We start from the raw sequence: 20,948 nt of genomic DNA on the forward strand, positions 1-20,948 counted from the left end.
GCATGCGCTCGATCCCGCCGCAGTCCGCCAGCTCGCCGCCATGCCACCGCAACGCCCTCGGTCGGCCGGCGAGTAGGCCCTAGGTGTCGCGGTTGCCGGCGACCCGGCCTTCGAACGTCAGCATCGAGGTTGTCGCTCCTGTCGTCGATGCGGGCGCCTTTCCCGCCAAGGCGACACTCGGCGAGACCGTTCACGTGGTCGCAGATGTCTTCTCGTCGAGTCACGAGGTGGTCGATGCCGCGTTGCGTTGGCGCTTCCGGCCGTCGCCGAGGTCCGTGCGGCCGTGGCGCGAGGTGCCGATGACGCTGACGACGAACGATCGCTTCTCGGCGACCTTCGTACCCGATCGGCTGGGCCGATGGGAGTACGAGGTGGTGGGGTGGATCGATCGCGCCGAGACGTGGCGACGGGGAACCAGTCTGAAGGTCGCCGCCGGTGTCGCGGTCGACGTCGACCTCCGCGGTGGCGTCGACATCGTCCAAGGCCTGTTGCGGCAGGCCGCCGCTGACGGAACGCAGGCCGATGTGGCCCGATTGGGCGAATTGGCGACGCAGCTCGCCGCCGGTGACGGCTCGTCGCTCGGCGATGACTCGTGGACGGAGATCTTCTGGCGGTACGGCGATCGCGAACCGGCTGCACGCTTGCCGCGACCGCTCCGGGTCGACGTCGATCCCGAGCTGGCTCGGTTCGGAGCATGGTACGAGTTCTTCCCGCGCTCGTCAGTCGCTCCGGCCACGGGTCATCGGACCTTGCGCGATGCCGTCGATCGACTCGATGACATCGCCGCGATGGGCTTTGACGTCGTGTACATCCCTCCCGTGCACCCGATCGGCGAGACGAACCGCAAGGGTCGCAACAACTCCGTGCTCGCCGCGGCTGACGACGTCGGCAGCCCGTGGGCGATTGGCGCGGCTGCCGGCGGACACGACGCGGTGGACCCCCACCTGGGAACCGTCGCCGACGTCGCCCACCTGGCCGAGGAGTGCCGACGGCGCGGCATGCACCTCGCTCTGGACATCGCCTTCCAGTGCTCGCCGGACCACCCGTGGGTAACCGAACATCCGGAATGGTTCGGCCGCCGAGCCGACGGGTCGATCCAGTTCGCCGAGAATCCGCCCAAGCGCTATGAGGACATCTACCCGCTCAACTTCGAATCGAGCGACTGGTCCGGTCTGTGGACGGCGCTGGCCGACGTCTTCCGCTTCTGGATCGACAAGGGCGTCACCGTGTTCCGCGTCGACAACCCGCACACCAAGGCACTGCCGTTCTGGGAGTGGGCGTTGGGCGAACTGCGGTCCGAGCATCCTGAGACGATCTTTCTGGCCGAGGCGTTCACCAGGCCTCGGGTGATGGAGCGTCTCGCGAAGGTCGGGTTCAACCAGTCGTACACGTACTTCACCTGGCGACAGGAGGCATGGGAGCTCCGCGAGTACTTCACCGATCTCGCGTCGCGCACCGTCGACTACTTCCGGCCCAACGCCTGGCCCAACACGCCTGACATCCTCACCGAACAGCTCCAGAACGGCGGTCGCCCGGTCTTCATCACTCGAGCGGTGCTGGCGGCGACGTTGTCGCCGAGCTGGGGCGTGTACGGACCGGCGTTCGAGCTGCAGGAGTCCCGACCGATGCGGGAGGGCTCGGAGGAGTACCTCGACTCGGAGAAGTACCAGTTGCGTGAGTGGGACCTGAACGCGGAGCACAGCCTGGCCCCGCTCCTGACCCGCCTGAACGAGATCCGCCGGGCACAACCGGCACTGCACCACTTGCGCACCGTTTGGTTCCACCTCGCGGACAACCCGAACCTGCTCTGCTACTCCAAGACCGATCCCGACGGGGTGGGGCCGGCGATCGTGGTCGTGATCAATCTCGATGGGAGCAACCGCCAGGCCGGTTTCGTCGACCTGGACCTCGCTCGCATCGGTCTTCCGTACGGGACCGAGTACGACGTCGTCGACCTGCTCGGCGGTGGCACGTACCGCTGGGTCGCCAATCGTAACTACGTCGACCTCGCGCCGTGGTCGGCCAACGCTCACGTGTTCGAGGTGCGGCCGGTGGGCCACCCGACCGAATCGGGCGAGGTTGCGCCGTGAGTGCCGATTGGTACCGAGACGCCGTGATCTACCAGCTGCACGTGCGTGCGTTCGCCGACTCGAACGGAGACGGCACGGGCGACATCGCCGGCCTGACCAGCAAGCTCGACTACCTGACCGATCTCGGGGTGACCGCGCTGTGGCTCCTGCCGTTCTATCCGTCGCCCCTGCGTGACGACGGTTACGACATCTCCGACTACCGCGTCGTGAACCCCGACTACGGCACGATGAGCTCGTTCAGGCGGTTCCTGTCGGCCGCGCATGCTCGCAATCTGAAGGTGATCACCGAGCTCGTCATCAATCACACGTCCGATCAGCACGACTGGTTCCAGCGAGCTCGCCGCTGCCCTGCTGGATCGCCGGAACGGGATTTCTACGTGTGGACCGACGATCCTCAGCGCTACAGCGACGCCCGGATCATCTTCCAGGACTTCGAGACGTCCAACTGGACCTGGGACCCGGTCGCCGGTCAGTACTACTGGCACCGCTTCTACTCCCACCAGCCGGACCTCAACTTCGACAATCCTGCCGTCGAGAAAGCCATCTTCGATGTGCTCGACCACTGGCTCGACCTCGGCGTCGACGGCCTCCGTCTCGACGCGGTGCCGTACCTGTACGAGCGGGAAGGCACCAACTGCGAGAACCTCCCCGAGACGCATGCCTTCCTCAAGCGGCTACGAGCGCGCGTCGACAGTCGATACTCCGACAGGATGCTGCTCGCCGAAGCGAACCAATGGCCCGAGGACGCTGCGGCCTACTTCGGCGACGGCGACGAGTGCCACATGAACTTCCACTTCCCGCTGATGCCACGGATGTTCATGTCGGTGCAGACGGAGAATCGGGTGCCCATCGTCGACATCCTCGAGCAGACGCCGAATCCTCCTGGCGACGCGCAATGGGCGACGTTCCTGCGTAACCACGACGAGCTGACGCTCGAGATGGTGACCGACGAGGAACGCGATCTGATGCTGCGGGCGTATGCGCGCGACGCGCAGATGCGGATCAACCTCGGCATTCGCCGGCGCCTCGCCCCACTGCTCGGCAATGATCGCCGCAAGATCGAGCTCCTCAACGGACTGCTGTTCTCCCTTCCGGGGACCCCCGTCGTCTATTACGGCGACGAGATCGGCATGGGCGACAACGTCTATCTCGGCGACCGCGACGGAGTGCGCACGCCGATGCAATGGTCGGCTGACCGCAACGGGGGCTTCTCCACCTGCAATCCGCACCGGCTGTACCTGCCGCTCGTCACCGAGCAAGGCTTCCACTACGAGAGCGTCAACGTCGAAGTCCAGTCCCAGAGCAACGCCTCGCTGCTGTCCTGGATGCGCCAGATGATCGCCCTCCGCAAGCGCTTGCCGGTACTCGGGCGGGGCGACCTCACCCTGCTCGACCCCGACAACCCGCACGTGCTGGCGTTCGTCCGCACGATGCCGGGCGAGCAACCGTTCATGTGCGTCGCCAACCTGTCACGCCTCGCCCAGCAGGTCGAGCTCGACCTGCGCGACCACATCGGCAGCACTCCGGTCGAGGTGTTCGGCCGTACGAGGTTCGCGCCGGTCGGCGAAGGGAGCTGGTCGGTGACGCTGGCCCCCTACGGCTTCTTCTGGTTCGTGCTCGACGCGCCGACGCCGCCGGCCGACGAGAAGCCGCTCCCACAGCTGAGTGGGGAATGGTCCGAGGCCCTGCGCCGGACACCGACGCTCACACGCGCCATCGCCGCGTGGCTGCCCGATCGGCGATGGTTCGCCGCCAAGGAGCGCACGGTGACCGACGTCACCGTCGACGACGTGAATCCGGTCGACCCGGACGCTGACGTCGCCGTGATCGTCGGCCGTGTGTCGTTCACGTCAGGCGACGACCAGCGCTACTCGGTTCCCGTCATGCACGCTCGTGGACAATTGGCGGCGACGCTGACCAACACGTCACCCGGTGCGGTGATCGCCCGCGTCGGCGACGGACTGATGGTCGACGCGATGGCGGTGCCCGAAGGCGTGCTCGCGCTCACCGCGGCCGCGTTCCGCAAGCGTGTCGGCTCGGGCCGGCACGGCAAGCTCCACGGAGCGCCGCGGCGCCAGCGACTCTCGCGTGCGCTACCGGCGGCCGAGCATGTCAACATCCTCGGCACCGAGCAATCGAACTCCTCGGCCATCCTCGACGGCCGGCTGATCGCCAAGCTGATCCGTCGCCTCGAGCCATCGCGGAATCCCGATGTCGACCTGCCCGAACGGCTCACGCGTGCCGGCTTCGCCCACGTTCCAGGAGTCGTTGCCACGCTCGACGTGGACCTCACCGGTGGTGACGAGCCGGCGTCGGCGCTGATCGTGCACGACGCGATCTCCAACGAGGGCGATCTGTGGACATGGGTGCAGGACGTTCTCTCGCGCGAGATCGATCGTCGGGGTCAAGCAGAGCCGGGCGGCGACGACCCCCACGACTCTCCGTTGTGGGCGCTCGCCGGGCTGCTCGGGCGGCGCATCGCGCAGCTCCACGTCGCGCTGGCCCAGCTCGACGGTCCTGCCTTCGTTCCCGAGCCGTACACGCTCCTGTATCAGCGGTCGTTGTTGCAACGTGTCCGTGCTGCGCTGCGCGCCACGCAACGGGCGTTGAACCGCCCGTCGCCGGCGGCCCTCGACGGAATGGGCGAGTCGGGCGCCGCCCACGTCGCCACGCTCCGTCAGCCGCCCGACGACGTGCTGGCCCGGTTCGAACGGCTACGCACCACCAAGCTGTCGGCCTCTCGCATCAGGGTCCACGGCGACCTTCACCTCGGGCAGGTCCTGTGGACCGGCCGCGACGTGGTGTTCATCGATTTCGAGGGTGAGCCGGCCCGACCGATGACCGAGCGGCTCATCAAGCACTCCCCGCTCGTGGACGTGGCGGGCATCCTGCGATCGTTGGACTACGCAGGACGGCACGCCGCCGTCACCGCGGCTGATCGTGGTGTGGTCCCCGAGGGGGGCGTGGAGCTGCTCGACGAGTGGCTGCAAGAGTGGACCACCAGCCTGCAGCGCCGGGTCGTCGACGAGTACGTGTCCGAGATCGCCCCGTCCGGGCTCGTGCCGCCCGATCGCGACGACGTGGAGTTGCTGCTGAACCTGTTCACCCTGGAGAAGGGCCTCTACGAGATCCGCTACGAGTTGGCCCACCGGCCGCAGTGGGTCGGCTGGCCGCTCGCCGCAGTGGGCGAGATGCTCGCTCCGGTCACCGTCCGATGAGCGCCGAACTCTCATCCCAAGACATCTACCTCTTCGCCGAGGGTACGCACCGGAGGCTGCACGGGTTCCTCGGTGCCCACGTGATCGGCGGCGGTGTGCGCTTCGCCGTCTGGGCCCCGAACGCGCGATCCGTGCGGGTGACGGGCACGTTCGATGGTGGGCCGGCCGACCTGCATCAGGTCGACTCCTCGGGGATCTGGAGCGGGTGGGTCGCCGGCGCAGCAGCCGGCGACCGCTATCGATTCCACGTCGAGACGCAGGCGGGCGAGTGGATCGACAAGAGCGATCCCGTGGCGGCCGCGACGTGCGAGCCGCCATCGATCGACGCCGTGGTTGCCGACCTGGACCACGAGTGGGGTGACGAGGAGTGGATCGCCGGACGCGGCCCCCGACTGGCACTGGACGCACCGGTGTCGATCTACGAGGTGCACCTCGGTTCGTGGGGTCGCACGGTCTCGTCGAGCGGACGGTTTCCCCGCTACGACGAGTTCGCCGAGCCGCTGGCCGATCACGTTCTGTCCGACGGCTTCACCCATGTCGAGCTGCTGCCGGTCATGGAGCACCCCTTCTACGGATCGTGGGGCTATCAGACCACGGGCTACTTCGCCCCGACCGCTCGCTACGGTGCCCCGGCCGACCTGATGACGATGATCGATCGCCTGCACCAGCGTGGCGTCGGAGTGATCCTCGATTGGGTGCCGTCACACTTCCCCACCGACCGGCACGGTCTCGCCCGTTTCGACGGCACCCATCTGTTCGAGCACGCCGATCCGCGTCAGGGCTTCCATCCCGATTGGCAGTCGGCCATCTTCAACTACGGGCGCAACGAGGTGCGATCCTTCCTGCTCTCCAGTGCAATCTCCTGGTTGGAGCGCTACCACGCCGATGGGCTGCGAGTCGACGCCGTGGCGTCGATGCTCTACCTCGATTACTCGCGAGCCGAGGGCGAGTGGATCCCCAACCGGCTCGGCGGTCGCGAGAATCTCGACGCGATCACCTTTCTCCGCCAGCTCAATGAGACGGTCTATGCCGAGTTCCCCGACGTCGCGACCATGGCCGAGGAGTCGACCGCCTGGCCGATGGTGAGCCGACCGACCTACATCGGGGGTCTCGGGTTCGGCTTCAAGTGGGACATGGGTTGGATGCACGACACGCTGGAGTACCTCGGAATCGACCCGGTACACCGAAAGTGGCGCCACGGCGACGTGACGTTCCGTTCGGTGTACGCCGCCTCCGAGCATTTCGTGCTCCCGCTCAGCCACGACGAAGTGGTTCACGGCAAGGGCTCGTTGCTCGGCAAGATGCCCGGCGACCCGTGGCAGCAGTTCGCCAACCTACGGCTCCTGCTGACCATGCAATGGACCCAGCCCGGTAAGAAGCTGTTGTTCATGGGCGGTGAGCTGGCGGCCCGGACGGAATGGGCCCACGAAGGCACGCTCGACTGGAACCTTCACGACGCCCCGGATCACGAAGGCGTGCGGCGTCTGGTGCGGGACCTCAATGACCTGTACGCGTCGGAGCCGGCGATGCACCGCGGCGATTGCGACGCCAACGGCATGCGGTGGGTGGAGAGCGCCGACGCCGACCAGAGCGTGTACGCCTATCTGCGTCTCGATCCGACCGGCGATGGCCGTCCTGTGCTCGCCGTGTTCAACGCCACTCCGGTGCCGCGCCACAACTACCGCTTGGGCGTGCCCGCCGACGGCGTGTGGCAGGAGCTCTTGAACACCGACGCCGAGGCCTACGGCGGCAACGGCATCGGCAACTTCGGTGGGGTGACGACGGTGCCGGTCGATTCGCACGGCTGGCAGCGCTCGGTCGTGCTGACCTTGCCGCCGCTCGGCGCACTCGTGCTCGCGCCAAGCGGAACGGATCGAGCCTGAAGAGCTCGACCGGTCCGCCGCGGATGACTTGCTCGCGTCGTCTCCGGCCTCATCGAAGAGCGGTGGATCACCTACGATCGGCCGGGCATGAACCCGGAACGTTGCGCCAGCCAACCGTCGAATTTGCCGGATGAGGTGATCTGAGATGCCCGACTCGGACGGCACCTACGCAGGCCGCGTTGCGCTCGTCACCGGTTCGTCGAGCGGCATCGGAGCGGCGACCGCCCGGGCTCTGTCGGCAGCCGGCTTCACGGTCGTCGTCAACTCCGTGCAATCGGTCGAGGCGGGGACAGCGCTGGCCGCCGAGCTCGGCCCGGAGAGCATCTACGTGCAGGCCGACATCGCCGACCGGGAGTCGGCACGCGGATTGATCGACGAGGTCGTCGAGCGCTGCGGCCGGCTCGACGTGCTGGTGAACAACGCCGGCTGGACGACGGCGATCCGCCACGACGACCTCGACGGTCTCACCGACGAGATCTTCGAGCGCACGATCCGTACCAACGTCACCGGCACATGGACCGTCACCAAGGCGGCCATCCCGCACCTGCGCAAGGGCACCGATCCGAGCGTCACGACGATCACGTCGGTCGCCGGACTGCGGCCCATCGGCAGCTCGGTCGCCTACGCCATGTCGAAGGCCGCGCTCAACCACATGACCAAGCTGCTCGCCAAGTCGTACGGACCGATCCGCTTCAACGCGGTGGCGCCGGGATTCGTCGACACCCCGTGGACGGAGTCGTGGACCGCGCAACGTGCAGCCGTCGAGGCCGCCAGCCCGCTGGGCCGCTCGTCGGTCCCCGAAGATCAGGCGCACGCCGTCCTCGCCTGCGTGACGAACACCTACATGTCCGGCGCCATCTTGACCATCGACGGCGCCTTGACCCAGGTGCTCTGAGCACTCGAGGCCGTCACCAGCGCCACGGTGCAGCCACGCCGCGGGCGCAGCCCTCGATCGCGCTGCTGCTCGCGTCGCGTCGTCACGCGGTCGCGCGAGGCTGATGCAGGGCACCCATGATCATCCGTGACTACGACGACGATGACGAGGCCGGCTGGCTCAGATGCCGGCTGCTCTCGTTCTTCGACACCGCCTACTACGACGACGTCAAGGTCGAGCGGACGCCGTTCGTGCTGGATGCGATCCGGCTCGTCGCCGATGTGGACGGCGTCATCGCCGGTCTGATCGACATCGAGGTCGACGGCGCGGCTGCGACGATCGACTCCATCGCCGTCCATCCCGACCACCGGCGCGCCGGTCTCGCCACAGCGCTGCTCCGGGAAGGACTGGCCCGTCTCCCAGCCGGTGTGACCACGCTCGACGCATGGACCCGCGAGGACGAGGCGGCGCTTCGGTGGTACACCGCGAATGGCTTCACCGAGGAGTACCGGTACCTGCACGTGTACAAGGGCTACCACGAGCCCGACGACGGCTTCACGACTCCCCCGCCGCTGTCGGCTCCGGTGATCGCCTTCTGCCACGCACCGATCGAACACGAGGCCGAGCTGCGTGCCCGCTACCACCGCGTGTACGTCTGCCGGCAGTTCGTGCTCCAGATCTCGCCGGCCTCCACGGACTGATTTCGACGATCGACCACCGGCCCGCCCCTCCTACGGTGGGCTCGACGTGGACGAGGATCTCGTGGACTCTGTGCTCGCCTCGCCGCTCGGCGTGTGCTGGTTGAACGTTCTCGAGGCGCGCGCCGCCGGCTCGGGAGATCCGACAGCGCGCGGTACGGAACGGGAATCGGTCGACGCAACAGTCGAGGCGGTCGCATCGATGACGTTCGGCGCCCTCGTCGACGCCGCACTCTTCGCGGTCGTCGTCGAGGCCGGCCCGTGGATCGGCGACGCACCCGCCAGGATCGCCGAGGGCTACCGGCAAGCTCAACGGCGGGTACCCATCGCCGAGGCGATCGCGACGCGGTTCAGCGACGACCTCGACGCGCCGCTCGACCGCTCCGGCCAGCTGTGGTGGACCGACGGCGCTGGCTGGTTGGAGTCCTGCGCGCCGCTGTTCGAGCGCCTCGACGAGGTGTACGGCGCGGGCGAGTTCACGTTCAGTGGTCTCTGGACCTCCGCCGATCCGCCGCCAGAGGCGGTGGTGGAGATGCTGGGAGCATGGGAGTACGAGACCGGTCCCGTCTCGAGGTGGTGGCTCCCGGTACGGCCCGAGGCTCGCGTCTTCGAGATCCGCCGGCCCGCCGACTGGGCACGACTCGTGAGCGACCATCCGCGCCGGGCTGCTCCCCATCCGGGTTGGGAGCTGCCCGGCGTCAACCAACACCGCCAGGACGTCGCTCCGCTGCTCGGCGTCACGGGCCAGCGCGCGGCACGGACCGCCGTCGGTCGGCATCTCGTGCCGGACTGGCGGTCGGTCGCCGAGCAGTACGACGGCGTGCATCTCTCGTGGGCCGGATTCGTCACCGCCGAAGGCTGCATCTCGGACCTCGGTGACGGCGACGTGACGATGCTCCGATACTGGTTCAGCGAGCGCACGCTCTGGCTCGCCGATGTCTTCGGCGACCCGCGTCCTGCTCCCGATCCCGGAGTGGACTTGTCGTCGAACTCCCACCACCCGCCCCTTCCACCACGTCGCACGATCGACGCTACGTTCATCCGCCGGCTCCTCGGACGGTGACCATCGATCACCGGTGTTCGGCGATGGCCGGAAACCCGTTCGGTGGAAGCACGGCTCGGTACGATGCCGCCATGGCCGTGGACGAGCTCGCCCTTCGGCTCGGTGTGGCGATCAGGAAATGGCGCCGGGCGCGCAACATGACGATGCAGCAGCTCGCGGCCGTTGCGGGTGTGTCGCAACCGTTCCTCTCGCAGATCGAGCGGGGCCAGGCCCGGCCGAGCATGGGGTCGCTGGACCGCATCGCCCTGGGCATCTCGCCTGCCGAGCCGGCGGCCTGATCGCCGGCTCGGCAGACGGTGCGCCGCTACGTGCCGGCCAGTTCGGCGACGACGGGCGCGAGCGTTCCGGCGGAGATGGAGCCGAAGACGAAATAGGAGAACCCGAGCTCGTCGCGGCGACGGTGGAGCTCCTCGACGACCGCGGCGGGGTCGTCGGGGAGCACCGCCAGCGAGTCGGCGGCGCGCAGGGCGGCGGGATCGATGCCTGGTCCCGCCATGAACGGAGCGATCGTGTCGCCGACGACCGCCACGTGCTGCGCCAGCTCGAGCTGGCCACTGTCGTGATCGGTTCGGAAGGCCTGTACCACGCGGGTGGTCTCGGCCCTCTCGTCGTCGGGCATGAGGGCGATGGCAACGGTGTCGGCGAGCTCGGCGGCCAGGGCCAACGCCTTCGGCCCGCGCACGGCCATCGCCAGCGGCGTGTGCACGTCGGGACCGTCGAGGTCACGTAGCTCTTGCACCGTCTCGCGAATCCGGGCCAGCCGCTCGGTCGGTGGGGCCACCGGCAGACCGAGGTCTTCGATGCCGGGCCGGCCGATGCCGATGCCCATCTCGAACCGGCCGTCGGTGAGCTCGGTCAGCGAATGCGCCTCCCACGCGGCGCGCCACGGCTCGTGCAGCGCCGAGGCATATACCCACGTGCCCACGCGGATGTCGGCGGCCATCGCGGCGACGGCGAGGGTGGGTCCGGGCGCCGGTTGCCAGCGCGGCACGTCGGGCATCAGCAGCGTGGAGTAGCCGAGGTCGGCGATGCGAGGCACCTGCTCGCGCCACGACGTCAGGTCGGACTGCACCGGCGCAACGACCCCGAACCGGAACGGCTGGGTTGCGGTCGATGTCGTGTCGGGTCGTGCGGTCTCCATCGTCGTCCTCCGTGCCGGGCTCTGCGGGTTGATCGAGGGCAGTGAGGGTGGACAGCCCGCTGAGCACGCTGCGTTCACACCTCGACGACGTGGAGACGGGTCGGGCCGAGACAACTCATCGGTGACGCCAACCCGGGCGCGCAACGGCGCCCACCGTCGGGGTGGGCGCCCCCCGGTCGCCAGGCGTCAGCTCTTGCTCTGGCGGTCGCCCCGGTCGCCTTGACCGGACTTCACCACCGACTTGGCCTTCGAGCGAACGTCACGGGCCAGGGACCGGCCGACGTCGGCGACCTTGGAGAACCGGCCCTTGCTGTCACGTCGCACGTAGCGCTTGTCGCCCTCGTGGGGTTCGATCAGTTCACGCTTCGTCATGCCGGGCGCGTACCCGCCGATCGACGGGACTAGGCCGGGATGGGGATCGTCAGGCCGTCTTCTTGGCGCGGGCGCGCGGCTTCTTGGCCTGGGCGGCTGACGCCTTGCGGGCCGTGGGGTGGCGCTGGCGGGCGGCCTGGGCCGCAGCCACCGACGCCTCGAGCGCGGACGCGAGATCGACCACGTCGTCGCGTTCGGGCGCATCGGCCGCGACGAACGCCTTGCCTTCGGCCTTGGCGGTGATCAGCGCCATCACCTCGCCGCGATAGGTGTCGCGGAACTTGGCGGGCTCCCAGTCGTCCGACAGCGCATCGACGAGGCCACGGGCCATCGCCACCTCGCGGTCGGAGACCGACACCTCGTCGAGCGACACGTTCTGATCGTCGTCGACGTCGGCAATGTTCACGATCTCGTCCGGGAAAACGAGGGTGGTCAACGTGAGCCGCTGGCCGTCGGAACGGATGGCGCACAGGTTCTCTGTCTGGCGCATCACAAACCGCCCGATCGCCACCCGCCCGGACTCGGCAAGGGCTTCGGCGAGCAGCACGTAGGGCTTGTGGCCGAACTTGCCCGGCGCCAGCAGGTACGGCTTGTCGTACATCACCGCCGGCACCTGGTCGGCCGGCACGAACACCGAGACGTCGATCTCCTTCGACTTGGCCGGCGCCACTGCCGCCAGGTCGTCGTCGTCGAGCACGACCCAGCCGCGGTTCTCGATCTCGACGCCCTTGACGATGTGCTCCGACGGCACCTCTTCGCCCGTGGCTTCGCTGACCTTGCGGTAGCGGATGCGGGCGCCGTTGCGCTCGTCGATCTGGTTGAACGAGATGTCCTTGTGGCGAACGGCGGTGAGCAGGCGCACAGGCACCTGGACCAGCCCGACGACGATCGTCCCCGTCCACACCGCGCGTGCGCGTGCCATGGGTCACGACGCTACTGCCTGTCCGACGCGCGAACCACCGCGCCGCCCGACGAGCCAAGCACTCTCTCGGTGTGGCCGAGTGTTGTCGGGACCGGCTGGGCAATACTGGCGAGCGTGAAGCTCGGCCTGTTCAACATCAACATCGGGGCCAACGCCTCGCCGGAGCGCATCGCCGGCGTGGCCCGCACGGCCGAGTCGCTCGGCTACGAGTCGCTGTGGGCGGGCGAGCACATCGTCTTACCCGACCCGCAGGTGCCACCGTCGCCGATGGCCCCGCAGGACCCGTGCATCGACGCCGTGCTCGCCCTCACCTGGGCCGCCGCGGCCACGTCGACGATCCGCCTCGCCACGGGCATCGTGATCCTTCCCCAGCGCAACCCGCTCGTGCTGGCGAAGGAGGTGGCCAGCCTCGACGTGCTGTCCGGTGGACGGGTGACGTTGGGTATCGGCGTCGGCTACCTCCAACCGGAGTTCGCCGCCATCGGCGCCAACTACGACGAACGAGGCGCCGTCACCGACGACCATCTGGCCGCCATGACGAGCCTGTGGTACGACGAGCACCCCGAACACCACGGACGCTTCAGCGACTTCGCCGGCATCGACGCCCACCCGCGTCCGGTGCAGCAGCCGATTCCGATCGTCATCGGCGGCCACAGCGCGCCGGCGTACCGCCGGGCGGTGACGAGCGGCCACGGGTGGTACGGGTTCGCCCAGAAGCCCGAGGACACCGCGGCGTCGATCGAAGGCCTCCGCCGGGCGGCCGACGAAGTGGAACGGCCCGACCACCTCGGCGAGCTGGAGATCAGCGTGACCCCACGCGTGGAGCTCACCGACGAGACGGTGCACGCCTTCGCCGAGCTCGGGGTACACCGCCTCGTACCCACACCGCGACCTGGGGCCAGCGAAGCCGACTTCGACGCGCTGATGGGCGCAGCTGTCGCGGCCGTCGCCAGCATCTGACGCAGCCCCCGGCCTGCCTCACACAGCCGACGATCGGACTTGTCGGCTCAGCCGACGATCGGACTTGTCGGCTCAGCCGACGATCGGACTTGTCGGCTCAGCCGACGATGCGCTTGAGCTCGTTGAGGGCGGCGCGAACGGCGCCGAACGACGCGGGCAGCTCGTCGAGGACCTTGGCGATGGCGGCCCGTTCGGCCGCCATCTCGGCCGCCGCAGTGAAGAGGCGGTCGAGGTCGCTGGGCTTCAACGGGGCCATCGCCGCCGACCGTCGGAGGGACTCGATCTCATGTGGCGCGAGCATCTCCACCAGCCTCGCGCGGCGAACAGGCGTTCGCAAGTTCGGGGCGGACATACATCGCCGATACAGGGCGAACCCTACGCTTGGCCGGTGGACATCGAGCTCGTGGCCGTCATCGTCGAGGAGTACGACCCGGCGATCCGCTTCTTCGTCGACGCGCTCGGTTTCGACCTCGTCGAGGACTCCCCCTCGCTGACCAACGACGGACGACCGAAGCGATGGGTCGTCGTCCGCCCGCTCGGCGCCACCACCGGCATCCTGTTGGCCCGAGCGGACGGCGAGGAGCAGGCCGCCGCCGTGGGGAATCAGTTCGCCGGCCGCGTCGGACTGTTCCTCCGCGTCGACGACTTCGATGCCGCCTACGCCCGCATGACCGCCGCCGGCGTCGAGTTCGTGACCGAGCCGCGCCGCGAGCCGTACGGGCGTCTCGCCGTGTTCCTCGACATCGCCGGAAACCGCTGGGATCTCCTCGGCCCCACCTGAATCCTGCTACGGCATGTTGGACGCATGCCGATATGGGCATATGATCTCCGCATGGCACGGGCTGCGACGACGTCGGACGTCTTCAATGCGATCGCCGAGCCGCAGCGCCGGCAGATCCTGACGCTGCTGCGCGGCGGGGAGCGGCCGGTCACCGAGGTCGCCCGGGAGCTGGGCATCACGCAGCCGGGCGCCTCCAAGCATCTGCGGGTGCTCCGGGAGGTCGGACTGGTGCAAGACCGCCGGTCCGGCAAGCAGTCGCTGTACCGCCTCGACGCCCGCGGGCTGCGACCGGTCCACGAGTGGACGGGCGGGTTCGAGCAGTTCTGGAACGAGAGCTTCGACCGCCTCGAGAACTACGTGCAAGACCTGAGACAGAAGAGACAGGAAGAAGAGAAGGACTAGTCGATGAACACGACAAGACGACAAGCCCCCGACACGATCGACACCACCGACCGCGAGGTCAACATCTCCCGCGTCATCGACGCCCCTCGGGAGTTGGTGTTCGAAGCGTTCACCGACGTCGGACACCTGTCGCACTGGTGGGGTCCGGACGGATTCACGACGACGACGGCGTCGTTCGAGTTCCGCGTCGGCGGCGAGTGGGACTTCGTGATGCACGGCCCCGACGGCACGGACTACCAGGAGTGGATCTCGTGGACCGACATCGCCGTGCCGGAACGGATCGCCATGCTGCATGGCGAACGTCGGGGGGACCCCAACGCCTTTGAGACGGTCCTCACGTTCGAGCCCGATGGCTCGGCGACGAGGATCGACATGCGCACGGTCTTCCCCACCAAGCAGCTCCGTGACGAAGCGGTCGAGAAGTACCACGCGGTCGAGGGCGGACACCAGACACTGAGCCATCTCGCGGACTACGTCGGCGAGCTTCTCGAGAAGGGGGATGCGGGCTGATGGCCGGCAAGGTGTTCTTTAGCGTGTCGATGTCGCTCGACGGATACATCGCCCCTGAGTCCAGCGAGGAGCTGATGGGCGAGCAGTGGATGGAGCTGCAGCAGTGGGTCTTCCCGCTGCGGTTCTTCCGGGAGAACCTCAAGCTCGGAGACGGCGGCGAGGAAGGGCGCGACAACGACATCGTCCGGGCGACGTTCGAACGTACGGGCGCCAGCGTGATGGGCAAGCACCTCTTCGACGCTGGCGAGCAGGCGTGGCCGGACGAGGCGCCGTTCCACACGCCGGTGTTCGTCGTCACCCAGACCGAACGGGGTCCGTGGGAGCGGCCGGGCGGGACCACGTTCCACTTCGTCAACGACGGCATCGAGGCCGCGCTCGGGCTCGCTCGGGACGCAGCCGGCGACCGCGACGTCCGCATCGCCGGCGGCGGCGAGACGATCCTGTCGTACCTCAACGCCGGGCTGATCGACGAGTTCACGATCGCCCTGTCACCCGTGCTCTTCGGTGCCGGCGTCCGGCTGTTCGAGGGCGTGGACGCCTCCCGCGTCGCCCTCGAGCTCGTCGACACCGTGGCGTCGCCCCGGGTCACCCACCTCACCTACACCGTTCGAGACCGCTAGGGGTCTGTCGTCGAGTTGGTGAGGTGGATCGCGCCGCTGGGCTCGTCGCTGGCAAGGCGCGAGGACGAAGGAATACACCCAGTCTTTCGAGGACGAGCAACGCAGCCAGCGGCGAGATCCAGCAAGCGAGACACCCTTACCAATCCGGCGACAGACCACTAGGGGTCAGACCCGGCCGCTCGGCGTGCCTCCGGCTGGCCGCGGATCCACACCCCTCGATCAGCGTTCGTTCGCCGAGTGAGAGGCGTCGGTAACCTGCCGGCGTGGTCGGATCGAACGAGTCGTCGGGTGGGGGTCCGCGGCGGCTGCTGGTGGTGTGTACGGCGAACGTCTGCCGCTCCCCCGTCGCCCAGCGGCTGTTGGCGCGAGCACTGGAGGGCGTGGGCACCGGCGACGGACGCGGCTGGGTGGTGACATCGGCCGGCACGGGTCGGTACTCCGCCGGCATGGACCCCGGGACCGTCTCGGCTGCTGCGGCCGTCGGCGTCGATCTCGCTGATCACACGTCGCGCACCATCGACCGCTCGATCCTCGGCACCGACGGGGCCGATCTCGTGGTGACGATGACGCGCGAGCACCTGCGAGACGTCGTGGCGCTCGACCCCGGCGCATGGCCACGCACGTTCACGCTGAAGGAGCTCGCCCGTCGGGCGATCTCTATCGACGCACCCACCTCCGACGAGTCGTTCGAGGACTGGCGCCGGCGTCTCGGCCAGGGCCGCCAGGCGAGCGCGATGCTGCGGCCGGATCCCGCAGACGACGTGAGCGATCCGTACGGCCGGCCGGCGCGCTTCCACACCGAGATGGTCACGGAGGTATCCCAGGCGATCGACCAGCTCGTGGCCGCCGGTCCGTGGACGCCGCGTCCGCCGATGCCCTGAACCTGACGGGGACACGACGCGTCGCGGTGGTGGATCAGGTCGAGGCGGGCACGAACTGGTATCGCCAGTGCTCCACCGGACCGTCGTCGACCAAGACGTACGTGCCTCCATGCTCGGCGATCTCAACCGGCGGGGGGTACCGAACGAGGCGACTGGTCGAGGGCCCGCCATCGCACGGGATCAGCATGCGCTCACCGCGGTCCACCTCGCGATTCTGTCGTACGGGACCAACGGCCTCGGCGGCCGGCCGGCAGATGGCATGTCGTCGCGCTGATTCCCCGCAGGGAATCGCATCGGGCGGCGGTGCGGACGACCATGGACCCATGTCCCCGACTGCCAACCGTGCCGGCGCACCGACCGTGGGCGTGACGATCGACGACGCCCGGGCCATCGTCGCCCCGTTGCCGCGCTCGTACGAGGCGCTCGTGCGCGACCAGGTGAAGTTCCGTGTCGGCCAGATCGTCTACGCCGCGTTCTCACGCGACGAGTCCACGATGGGGTTCGGCTTCTCCAGGGAAGAGCGCGAGGCGCTCGTGGCATCGGAGCCGGACAAGTTCTTCCTGCCCCGGCCGTCGGAGATGCGGTACCGATGGGTGTGCGTGCGGCTCGCGGCGATCGACGTCGACGAGCTGCGGGAGCTGCTGGTCGAGGCGTGGCGGATGTGCGTGCCGAAGAAGGTCGCCGCCGCCTACGAGGTCTGAGGAGCGACGTCGCGCGTTACGGAAGGTGCCTGGCACCAACCGTAACGCTCGTCAGGCGGCGTCGGCGTTGGCGCGTTCGAGGGCGGCGATGTCGATCTTGCTCATCTGGAGCATGGCGTTCATCACGCGCTTGTTGGCGTCGGTCGTGTAGTCGCCCGACAGCTCCTCGAGGCGCTTGGGGATCACCTGCCACGACACACCGAACTTGTCCTTGCACCAGCCGCAAGCGCTGGGCTGGCCGCCGTCGGCGGTGAGCAGCTCCCAGTAGTGATCCACCTCCTCCTGCGTGTCGACCAGGAGATAGAACGAGAAGGCCTCGTCGAGGTGGAACTCGGGCCCGGCGTTGAGGGCCACGACGGGTAGGCCGCAGACGACGAACTCGACGATGAAGTCGGCGCCCTCCTCGAGGCCGCCGAGGCCACCGGGTGCCGGCGTCACCTTGGTCACCGACGAGTTGGGGATGTGCTCGGCGTAGAACGCGGCGGCCTCCGCCGCCCGGTTGTTGCCGAACCAGAGGTGCGGTCGAAGGGTGGGCATCGTGACTCCTCGGGTGAGCGGTCGGACGTGGACGCGGCGACGAGGTCCGTCGCCGTCACGACTACCGACGACGCGGGAGCCGGCGACTCATCGTCCGACCCGGCGAGATCGTGCTCGTGGCATCCGAGCCGCAACGAGCATGTCGGCGATCGTCACCAACTTTGGGGACGATCCGCGACCGGCTCGGCGCGCCCGGCACCGTCATTCGCCGGTGACGAGCCGGTGGAGCGTGCGCGACATCACGTCGCCCAGCGGATGGCCGCGCGGCACGTAGTAGAGGACGCCACCCACCGCGTGCAGCACCTCGAACAGGCGGGCCCGCTGCCACGTCGGCTCGTCGGCGCCGACCGCATCCCCGAACACTTGCCGGCCGCGGGCCCCGAACAGCGACCAGGCGGGAGCGAGGTCTTGGGCCGGATCGGCGATCCCCGCGCTCCCCCAGTCGATCACCGCCGTCAACCGACCCCCGCTCACGAGGAGGTTCCCCGGGATGAGGTCACCGTGCACGAACACCTCTGCGATCGGCCCGTCGCCGCCGCTCATCTCCACAGCCTCTGCCACCACTCGGCGCACTGCGGCGACGTCGATCATCGCCGCCGCGTTCCATCGTGGCTCGGTGAGCCACGCCTCGATCCCGTCCAGTACTGGTCCGATCGGACCACCGCGATCGCCGGGCCGCCGCCGGGACACGGGCATGTCCTCGAGGGCGGCGATCGCGTGCACGGCGTGCGCGACGTCGCAGGCGAGGCGCTCCTCGTCGTCGCCCAGTGTGTCTCGCACGGTCCAGGCGTCGTCACCCTCCAGCCACTCGAGGATCGCCCACCCGAACGGGAACACGTCGGGGTCGGCCAGCCCGACGTGACGGACGCGAGGGGTGCGCATCACCGTCGTCAGCGGGGAGTCCACCAGCTGCTGCAGGACGGCGACCTCGACGTCGATGTTCTGAGCGGCGCCGGGCCGCCGCGGCAGGCGCATGACGACGTCGCCGCGGGGATCGTGGACCCGCCACATCGCGTTGTCGGTGCCCGACGTGGCGAGGTAGGTCACGGGGCGACCGGCCCAATCGGGACACTGGCGCTCCAACAGCGCCCGCACGGTCGTCTCGCCGGTGTCGGGCTCGTCGTCGTGGACACGTTCCGGCACCCGGCCATCGTCGCAGCCGGCGTCGACCGTCCCGGCGGCGGTATCCGTCGCTCACGGTCCGGCTCGGTCGGTGTAGTCCGGTTCGGTGCGGTGCGGTCGCGACGGTCCGATTCGTCAGGAACGTAGGACGGCGAATTGGTAGTGCCAGCCGCCGCGGTCGCCGACGTCGAAGGCGTCGAAACGTTCGACGGTGCCGTGGCGGGCCAGCATCTCTCGCCAACGGTCGTGGGCGGCGAGCGAGAAGAAGCGGTACGGACGCAGGTCGCCGACCTCGGGGCGGCCCTCGAAGTCGACGCCGCCCCACGCGCCGATGCCCAGCGGCGCCCCCGGTGTCACGACCCGGATCATCTCGGCGATCGCCGCGTCGAAGCGGTCGTGCGGGACGTGGACGAACGTGCTCATCGTCCAGAGGGCGTCGAACGATCCCGTGCGGAACGGGAGGGCGTACAGCGACGCCGTCACAGCAGGTGCGCCGCCGCGGCGCATCACCTCGACGTTGGCGTGAGCGAGATCGACGCCGACTGCGCGGTACCCGTCTCGTTGCCACGCCAGCGTGTCGAGCCCGGGCCCGGCCCCGACGTCGACGAGGTGGTCACGCCGCTCGGCGGCGAGTTGCGCGGCGAATTCGGCCCGCAGCCGGCGGCGCAGCTCGCCCTGTTCGGTACGGCGTCCGTCTCGCGCCTCGGCCTCGTAGTAGGCGACGAGGTCACGATCGATGTCGACGTCCACCCGCCTCACCGTAGAACCCCGGAACTCGCATTCTCAGCCGTCATTCGTCGCGATTTGGGGCGCTCCTGTCGCGTTCGTGGGTTCTGGACGGTGGAAGTGCGTACGGGGTGGGCCTCGGGGAGCGCGCTGGGTCGGCACTTCGACCGGGGCCGTCGCGCCTCGCCGCAGGTCGGTCCGTGTCGCTGGTGACGGCTGCTGCTCCGACGGTGAGGTGATCGACGTCAGTGGCCGGGTGGACGCTGGACAACGTCGAGAATCTGGGGCTCGATCGTGCCATTCGGTGATCCAGGGCTGGATCGTGACGAAAACCGTCACGATCCAGCCCCCGAAACATCCCCGACGAGCCGCGCCGACCTCGAGGTTGGTGACGGAGAGTGCGGCAACCGCAACCGGCGATCCAAACCGCCCCGTCGCACCCACAAGGTGCCGGCGACCGACGACCGACGTCGGCACTCCAGCCTCAGGAGCAGACCAACGCGCCGTAGCACAGCGATTCCTGTACTGCTGAGGTTGCAGAAACGCGACGAGAGACGGCTGAGAATCAGGATTTGGTGGTGAACGTGTAGCGGACGGCTTCGTCGACGGCGGTGTAGCCGAGGGCGCGGTAGACGGCGTTCGACGTCGGGTTGGCGAGGTCGGTGTAGAGCATGCAGCGCTGCCCGGCGTCGAGGACTCGGCGTGACAGGTGGGCGACGAGGTTGGAAGCGAAGCCGCGACCGCGCAACCGGCGAGGCGTGTACACGGGCGCGATGCGGGCCACGCCGGCGACGGGTTCGGACACCGCCGTCATCGCCACGGCCTCGCCGCCATCTCGCCAGAGCGAGATGTGGCCGGCCGGGAGCCGGCGATCGACCGCCGCAGTGGCCGCCTCCGGGGGCGACCCCGTCTCGACGGCGAACGCCTCGAACCAGCTCACGAGCAGCTCACGATCGGTCGGCTTGGCGGGCACCGGACCACCGGGCGCCGGGCGGGGATCGATGACGTCGACCACCTCGTAGAGCCGTAGACCGGCGGTCGGCGCGGCGACCGAGCGAGTGCGCTCTGTCCAGTGCCCGGCGAATGCAGCGGCCGCCGCCGGCTCACCCATCACGCCCGGCACGTCGATGCCGGCGTCGACGACGGCATCGACGACTGCCACGGCAGCGTCGCGCGGCATCGGCGTGATCGTGGCCGCGTAGGTCGTCGGCGACTGCAGCGCCACCCCGATCACCGACCGCGAGCCCTCGGCACCGGTGGACATCACCCAGTAGCGGCCTGTTTCCGGGTCGCGGGCACGGGTCTCGAGCAGCGTGAGGATGAGATTGTGGCGGACCGGGTCCCCGGCGAGGAAGGCCCCCGCCGTCCGCAGCACCGCGTGCGGGTCGTCCAGCTGCTCGACGTCGACGGCCATCTGGCCATCATCGCGGCGACGCCGACGTTGCCG

At 68.9% G+C, this 20,948-nt stretch carries 22 protein-coding genes; 14 read left to right on the top strand and 8 right to left on the bottom strand.

Annotated elements, in window-relative coordinates; translation table 11 throughout:
• The first annotated feature begins 83 nt into the window (after positions 1-83).
• The 7 genes from DN771_RS12085 to DN771_RS12115 all read left to right on the top strand — a co-directional run bounded on the left by DN771_RS12085 (position 84) and on the right by DN771_RS12115 (position 10,104).
• Complete coding sequence (locus tag DN771_RS12085) at positions 84-2,090, top strand: alpha-1,4-glucan--maltose-1-phosphate maltosyltransferase (RefSeq protein ID WP_420810924.1); 2,007 nt, start codon at positions 84-86, stop codon at positions 2,088-2,090.
• Positions 2,087-5,308, top strand: a complete 3,222-nt coding sequence (gene treS, locus DN771_RS12090) for a maltose alpha-D-glucosyltransferase (RefSeq protein ID WP_227462322.1) — start codon at positions 2,087-2,089, stop codon at positions 5,306-5,308. Before DN771_RS12085 ends, treS begins: the two co-directional genes overlap by 4 nt.
• Positions 5,305-7,191, top strand: a complete 1,887-nt coding sequence (gene glgB / locus DN771_RS12095; protein WP_116997634.1) for a 1,4-alpha-glucan branching protein GlgB — start codon at positions 5,305-5,307, stop codon at positions 7,189-7,191. The genes treS and glgB overlap by 4 nt, the downstream gene beginning before the upstream one ends.
• Positions 7,192-7,336: 145 nt before the next feature.
• Positions 7,337-8,086, top strand: a complete 750-nt coding sequence (locus DN771_RS12100) for an SDR family NAD(P)-dependent oxidoreductase (RefSeq protein ID WP_116997635.1) — start codon at positions 7,337-7,339, stop codon at positions 8,084-8,086.
• Between the two features lie 116 nt (positions 8,087-8,202).
• A complete protein-coding gene (locus tag DN771_RS12105; protein WP_116997636.1) occupies positions 8,203-8,766 on the top strand; it encodes a GNAT family N-acetyltransferase in 564 nt (187 codons plus the stop codon).
• A 46-nt stretch (positions 8,767-8,812) separates the two neighbouring features.
• The gene (locus DN771_RS12110) at positions 8,813-9,826 is read left to right on the top strand and encodes a hypothetical protein (RefSeq protein WP_116997637.1); all 1,014 of its coding nucleotides are present in this window, start codon (positions 8,813-8,815) and stop codon (positions 9,824-9,826) included.
• 71 nt (positions 9,827-9,897) lie between these two features.
• Positions 9,898-10,104, top strand: a complete 207-nt coding sequence (locus DN771_RS12115; RefSeq protein WP_116997734.1) for a helix-turn-helix domain-containing protein — start codon at positions 9,898-9,900, stop codon at positions 10,102-10,104.
• 26 nt (positions 10,105-10,130) lie between these two features.
• Here DN771_RS12115 and DN771_RS12120 read toward each other — a convergent pair whose 3' ends face one another.
• The 3 genes from DN771_RS12120 to ku all read right to left on the bottom strand — a co-directional run bounded on the left by DN771_RS12120 (position 10,131) and on the right by ku (position 12,261).
• Positions 10,131-10,967 (bottom strand): LLM class flavin-dependent oxidoreductase, encoded by an 837-nt coding sequence (locus DN771_RS12120; RefSeq protein ID WP_116997638.1) that lies wholly within the window; start codon positions 10,965-10,967, stop codon positions 10,131-10,133.
• A 186-nt stretch (positions 10,968-11,153) separates the two neighbouring features.
• The gene (locus DN771_RS12125; protein WP_116997639.1) at positions 11,154-11,339 is read right to left on the bottom strand and encodes a hypothetical protein; all 186 of its coding nucleotides are present in this window, start codon (positions 11,337-11,339) and stop codon (positions 11,154-11,156) included.
• 49 nt (positions 11,340-11,388) lie between these two features.
• Positions 11,389-12,261: a non-homologous end joining protein Ku gene (gene ku, locus DN771_RS12130; protein ID WP_116997640.1), complete on the bottom strand. Its 873-nt coding sequence runs from the start codon at positions 12,259-12,261 to the stop codon at positions 11,389-11,391.
• Between the two features lie 114 nt (positions 12,262-12,375).
• On the opposite strand from ku, the gene DN771_RS12135 reads away from it, so the two are divergent.
• Entirely contained in the window at positions 12,376-13,221 is an 846-nt protein-coding gene (locus DN771_RS12135) for a TIGR03619 family F420-dependent LLM class oxidoreductase (protein WP_116997641.1), read from the top strand.
• 97 nt (positions 13,222-13,318) lie between these two features.
• On the opposite strand, the gene DN771_RS12140 is transcribed toward DN771_RS12135, so the two are convergent.
• Positions 13,319-13,522 carry a hypothetical protein gene (locus DN771_RS12140; protein WP_162941852.1) on the bottom strand — a complete coding sequence of 68 codons (204 nt, stop codon included), beginning with the start codon at positions 13,520-13,522 and terminating at the stop codon, positions 13,319-13,321.
• A gap of 87 nt (positions 13,523-13,609) precedes the next feature.
• On the opposite strand from DN771_RS12140, the gene DN771_RS12145 reads away from it, so the two are divergent.
• From DN771_RS12145 to DN771_RS12170, 6 genes are all read left to right on the top strand, one after another.
• Positions 13,610-14,002 (top strand): VOC family protein, encoded by a 393-nt coding sequence (locus DN771_RS12145; protein ID WP_116997643.1) that lies wholly within the window; start codon positions 13,610-13,612, stop codon positions 14,000-14,002.
• Between the two features lie 51 nt (positions 14,003-14,053).
• A complete protein-coding gene (locus tag DN771_RS12150; protein WP_116997644.1) occupies positions 14,054-14,404 on the top strand; it encodes an ArsR/SmtB family transcription factor in 351 nt (116 codons plus the stop codon).
• 3 nt (positions 14,405-14,407) lie between these two features.
• Positions 14,408-14,914 (top strand): SRPBCC family protein, encoded by a 507-nt coding sequence (locus DN771_RS12155; RefSeq protein ID WP_116997645.1) that lies wholly within the window; start codon positions 14,408-14,410, stop codon positions 14,912-14,914.
• Positions 14,914-15,534: a dihydrofolate reductase family protein gene (locus DN771_RS12160; RefSeq protein WP_116997646.1), complete on the top strand. Its 621-nt coding sequence runs from the start codon at positions 14,914-14,916 to the stop codon at positions 15,532-15,534. Before DN771_RS12155 ends, DN771_RS12160 begins: the two co-directional genes overlap by 1 nt.
• Positions 15,535-15,797: 263 nt before the next feature.
• Positions 15,798-16,415 carry an arsenate reductase/protein-tyrosine-phosphatase family protein gene (locus DN771_RS12165; RefSeq protein WP_116997647.1) on the top strand — a complete coding sequence of 206 codons (618 nt, stop codon included), beginning with the start codon at positions 15,798-15,800 and terminating at the stop codon, positions 16,413-16,415.
• Between the two features lie 323 nt (positions 16,416-16,738).
• Positions 16,739-17,116: an MmcQ/YjbR family DNA-binding protein gene (locus tag DN771_RS12170; RefSeq protein WP_162941853.1), complete on the top strand. Its 378-nt coding sequence runs from the start codon at positions 16,739-16,741 to the stop codon at positions 17,114-17,116.
• Positions 17,117-17,167: 51 nt separating this feature from the next.
• Here the strand turns inward: DN771_RS12170 and DN771_RS12175 are convergent, their stop codons facing one another.
• The 4 genes from DN771_RS12175 to DN771_RS12190 all read right to left on the bottom strand — a co-directional run bounded on the left by DN771_RS12175 (position 17,168) and on the right by DN771_RS12190 (position 20,915).
• Positions 17,168-17,653, bottom strand: coding sequence for a VOC family protein (locus DN771_RS12175; RefSeq protein WP_116997648.1), 486 nt, complete (start codon positions 17,651-17,653; stop codon positions 17,168-17,170).
• A 201-nt stretch (positions 17,654-17,854) separates the two neighbouring features.
• Positions 17,855-18,796 carry a phosphotransferase gene (locus tag DN771_RS12180; protein ID WP_116997649.1) on the bottom strand — a complete coding sequence of 314 codons (942 nt, stop codon included), beginning with the start codon at positions 18,794-18,796 and terminating at the stop codon, positions 17,855-17,857.
• Between the two features lie 114 nt (positions 18,797-18,910).
• Complete coding sequence (locus DN771_RS12185) at positions 18,911-19,525, bottom strand: class I SAM-dependent methyltransferase (protein ID WP_162941854.1); 615 nt, start codon at positions 19,523-19,525, stop codon at positions 18,911-18,913.
• A gap of 541 nt (positions 19,526-20,066) precedes the next feature.
• Positions 20,067-20,915: a GNAT family N-acetyltransferase gene (locus tag DN771_RS12190; protein WP_116997651.1), complete on the bottom strand. Its 849-nt coding sequence runs from the start codon at positions 20,913-20,915 to the stop codon at positions 20,067-20,069.
• Positions 20,916-20,948 lie beyond the last annotated feature (33 nt).

The organism is Desertimonas flava, from assembly GCF_003426815.1.
GTDB classification, from domain to species: Bacteria; Actinomycetota; Acidimicrobiia; order Acidimicrobiales; family Ilumatobacteraceae; genus Desertimonas; species Desertimonas flava.

Coding starts and splice junctions, on each gene's coding strand:
- DN771_RS12140 (WP_162941852.1), bottom strand. CDS start 13,522: ATGCTCGCGCCACATGAGATCGAGTCCCTCCGACGGTCGGCGGCGATG.
- glgB (WP_116997634.1), top strand. CDS start 5,305: ATGAGCGCCGAACTCTCATCCCAAGACATCTACCTCTTCGCCGAGGGT.
- DN771_RS12115 (WP_116997734.1), top strand. CDS start 9,898: ATGGCCGTGGACGAGCTCGCCCTTCGGCTCGGTGTGGCGATCAGGAAA.
- DN771_RS12190 (WP_116997651.1), bottom strand. CDS start 20,915: ATGGCCGTCGACGTCGAGCAGCTGGACGACCCGCACGCGGTGCTGCGG.
- DN771_RS12150 (WP_116997644.1), top strand. CDS start 14,054: ATGGCACGGGCTGCGACGACGTCGGACGTCTTCAATGCGATCGCCGAG.
- DN771_RS12125 (WP_116997639.1), bottom strand. CDS start 11,339: ATGACGAAGCGTGAACTGATCGAACCCCACGAGGGCGACAAGCGCTAC.
- DN771_RS12100 (WP_116997635.1), top strand. CDS start 7,337: ATGCCCGACTCGGACGGCACCTACGCAGGCCGCGTTGCGCTCGTCACC.
- DN771_RS12120 (WP_116997638.1), bottom strand. CDS start 10,967: ATGGAGACCGCACGACCCGACACGACATCGACCGCAACCCAGCCGTTC.
- DN771_RS12105 (WP_116997636.1), top strand. CDS start 8,203: ATGATCATCCGTGACTACGACGACGATGACGAGGCCGGCTGGCTCAGA.
- DN771_RS12170 (WP_162941853.1), top strand. CDS start 16,739: ATGTCCCCGACTGCCAACCGTGCCGGCGCACCGACCGTGGGCGTGACG.
- ku (WP_116997640.1), bottom strand. CDS start 12,261: ATGGCACGCGCACGCGCGGTGTGGACGGGGACGATCGTCGTCGGGCTG.
- DN771_RS12155 (WP_116997645.1), top strand. CDS start 14,408: ATGAACACGACAAGACGACAAGCCCCCGACACGATCGACACCACCGAC.
- DN771_RS12160 (WP_116997646.1), top strand. CDS start 14,914: ATGGCCGGCAAGGTGTTCTTTAGCGTGTCGATGTCGCTCGACGGATAC.
- DN771_RS12175 (WP_116997648.1), bottom strand. CDS start 17,653: ATGCCCACCCTTCGACCGCACCTCTGGTTCGGCAACAACCGGGCGGCG.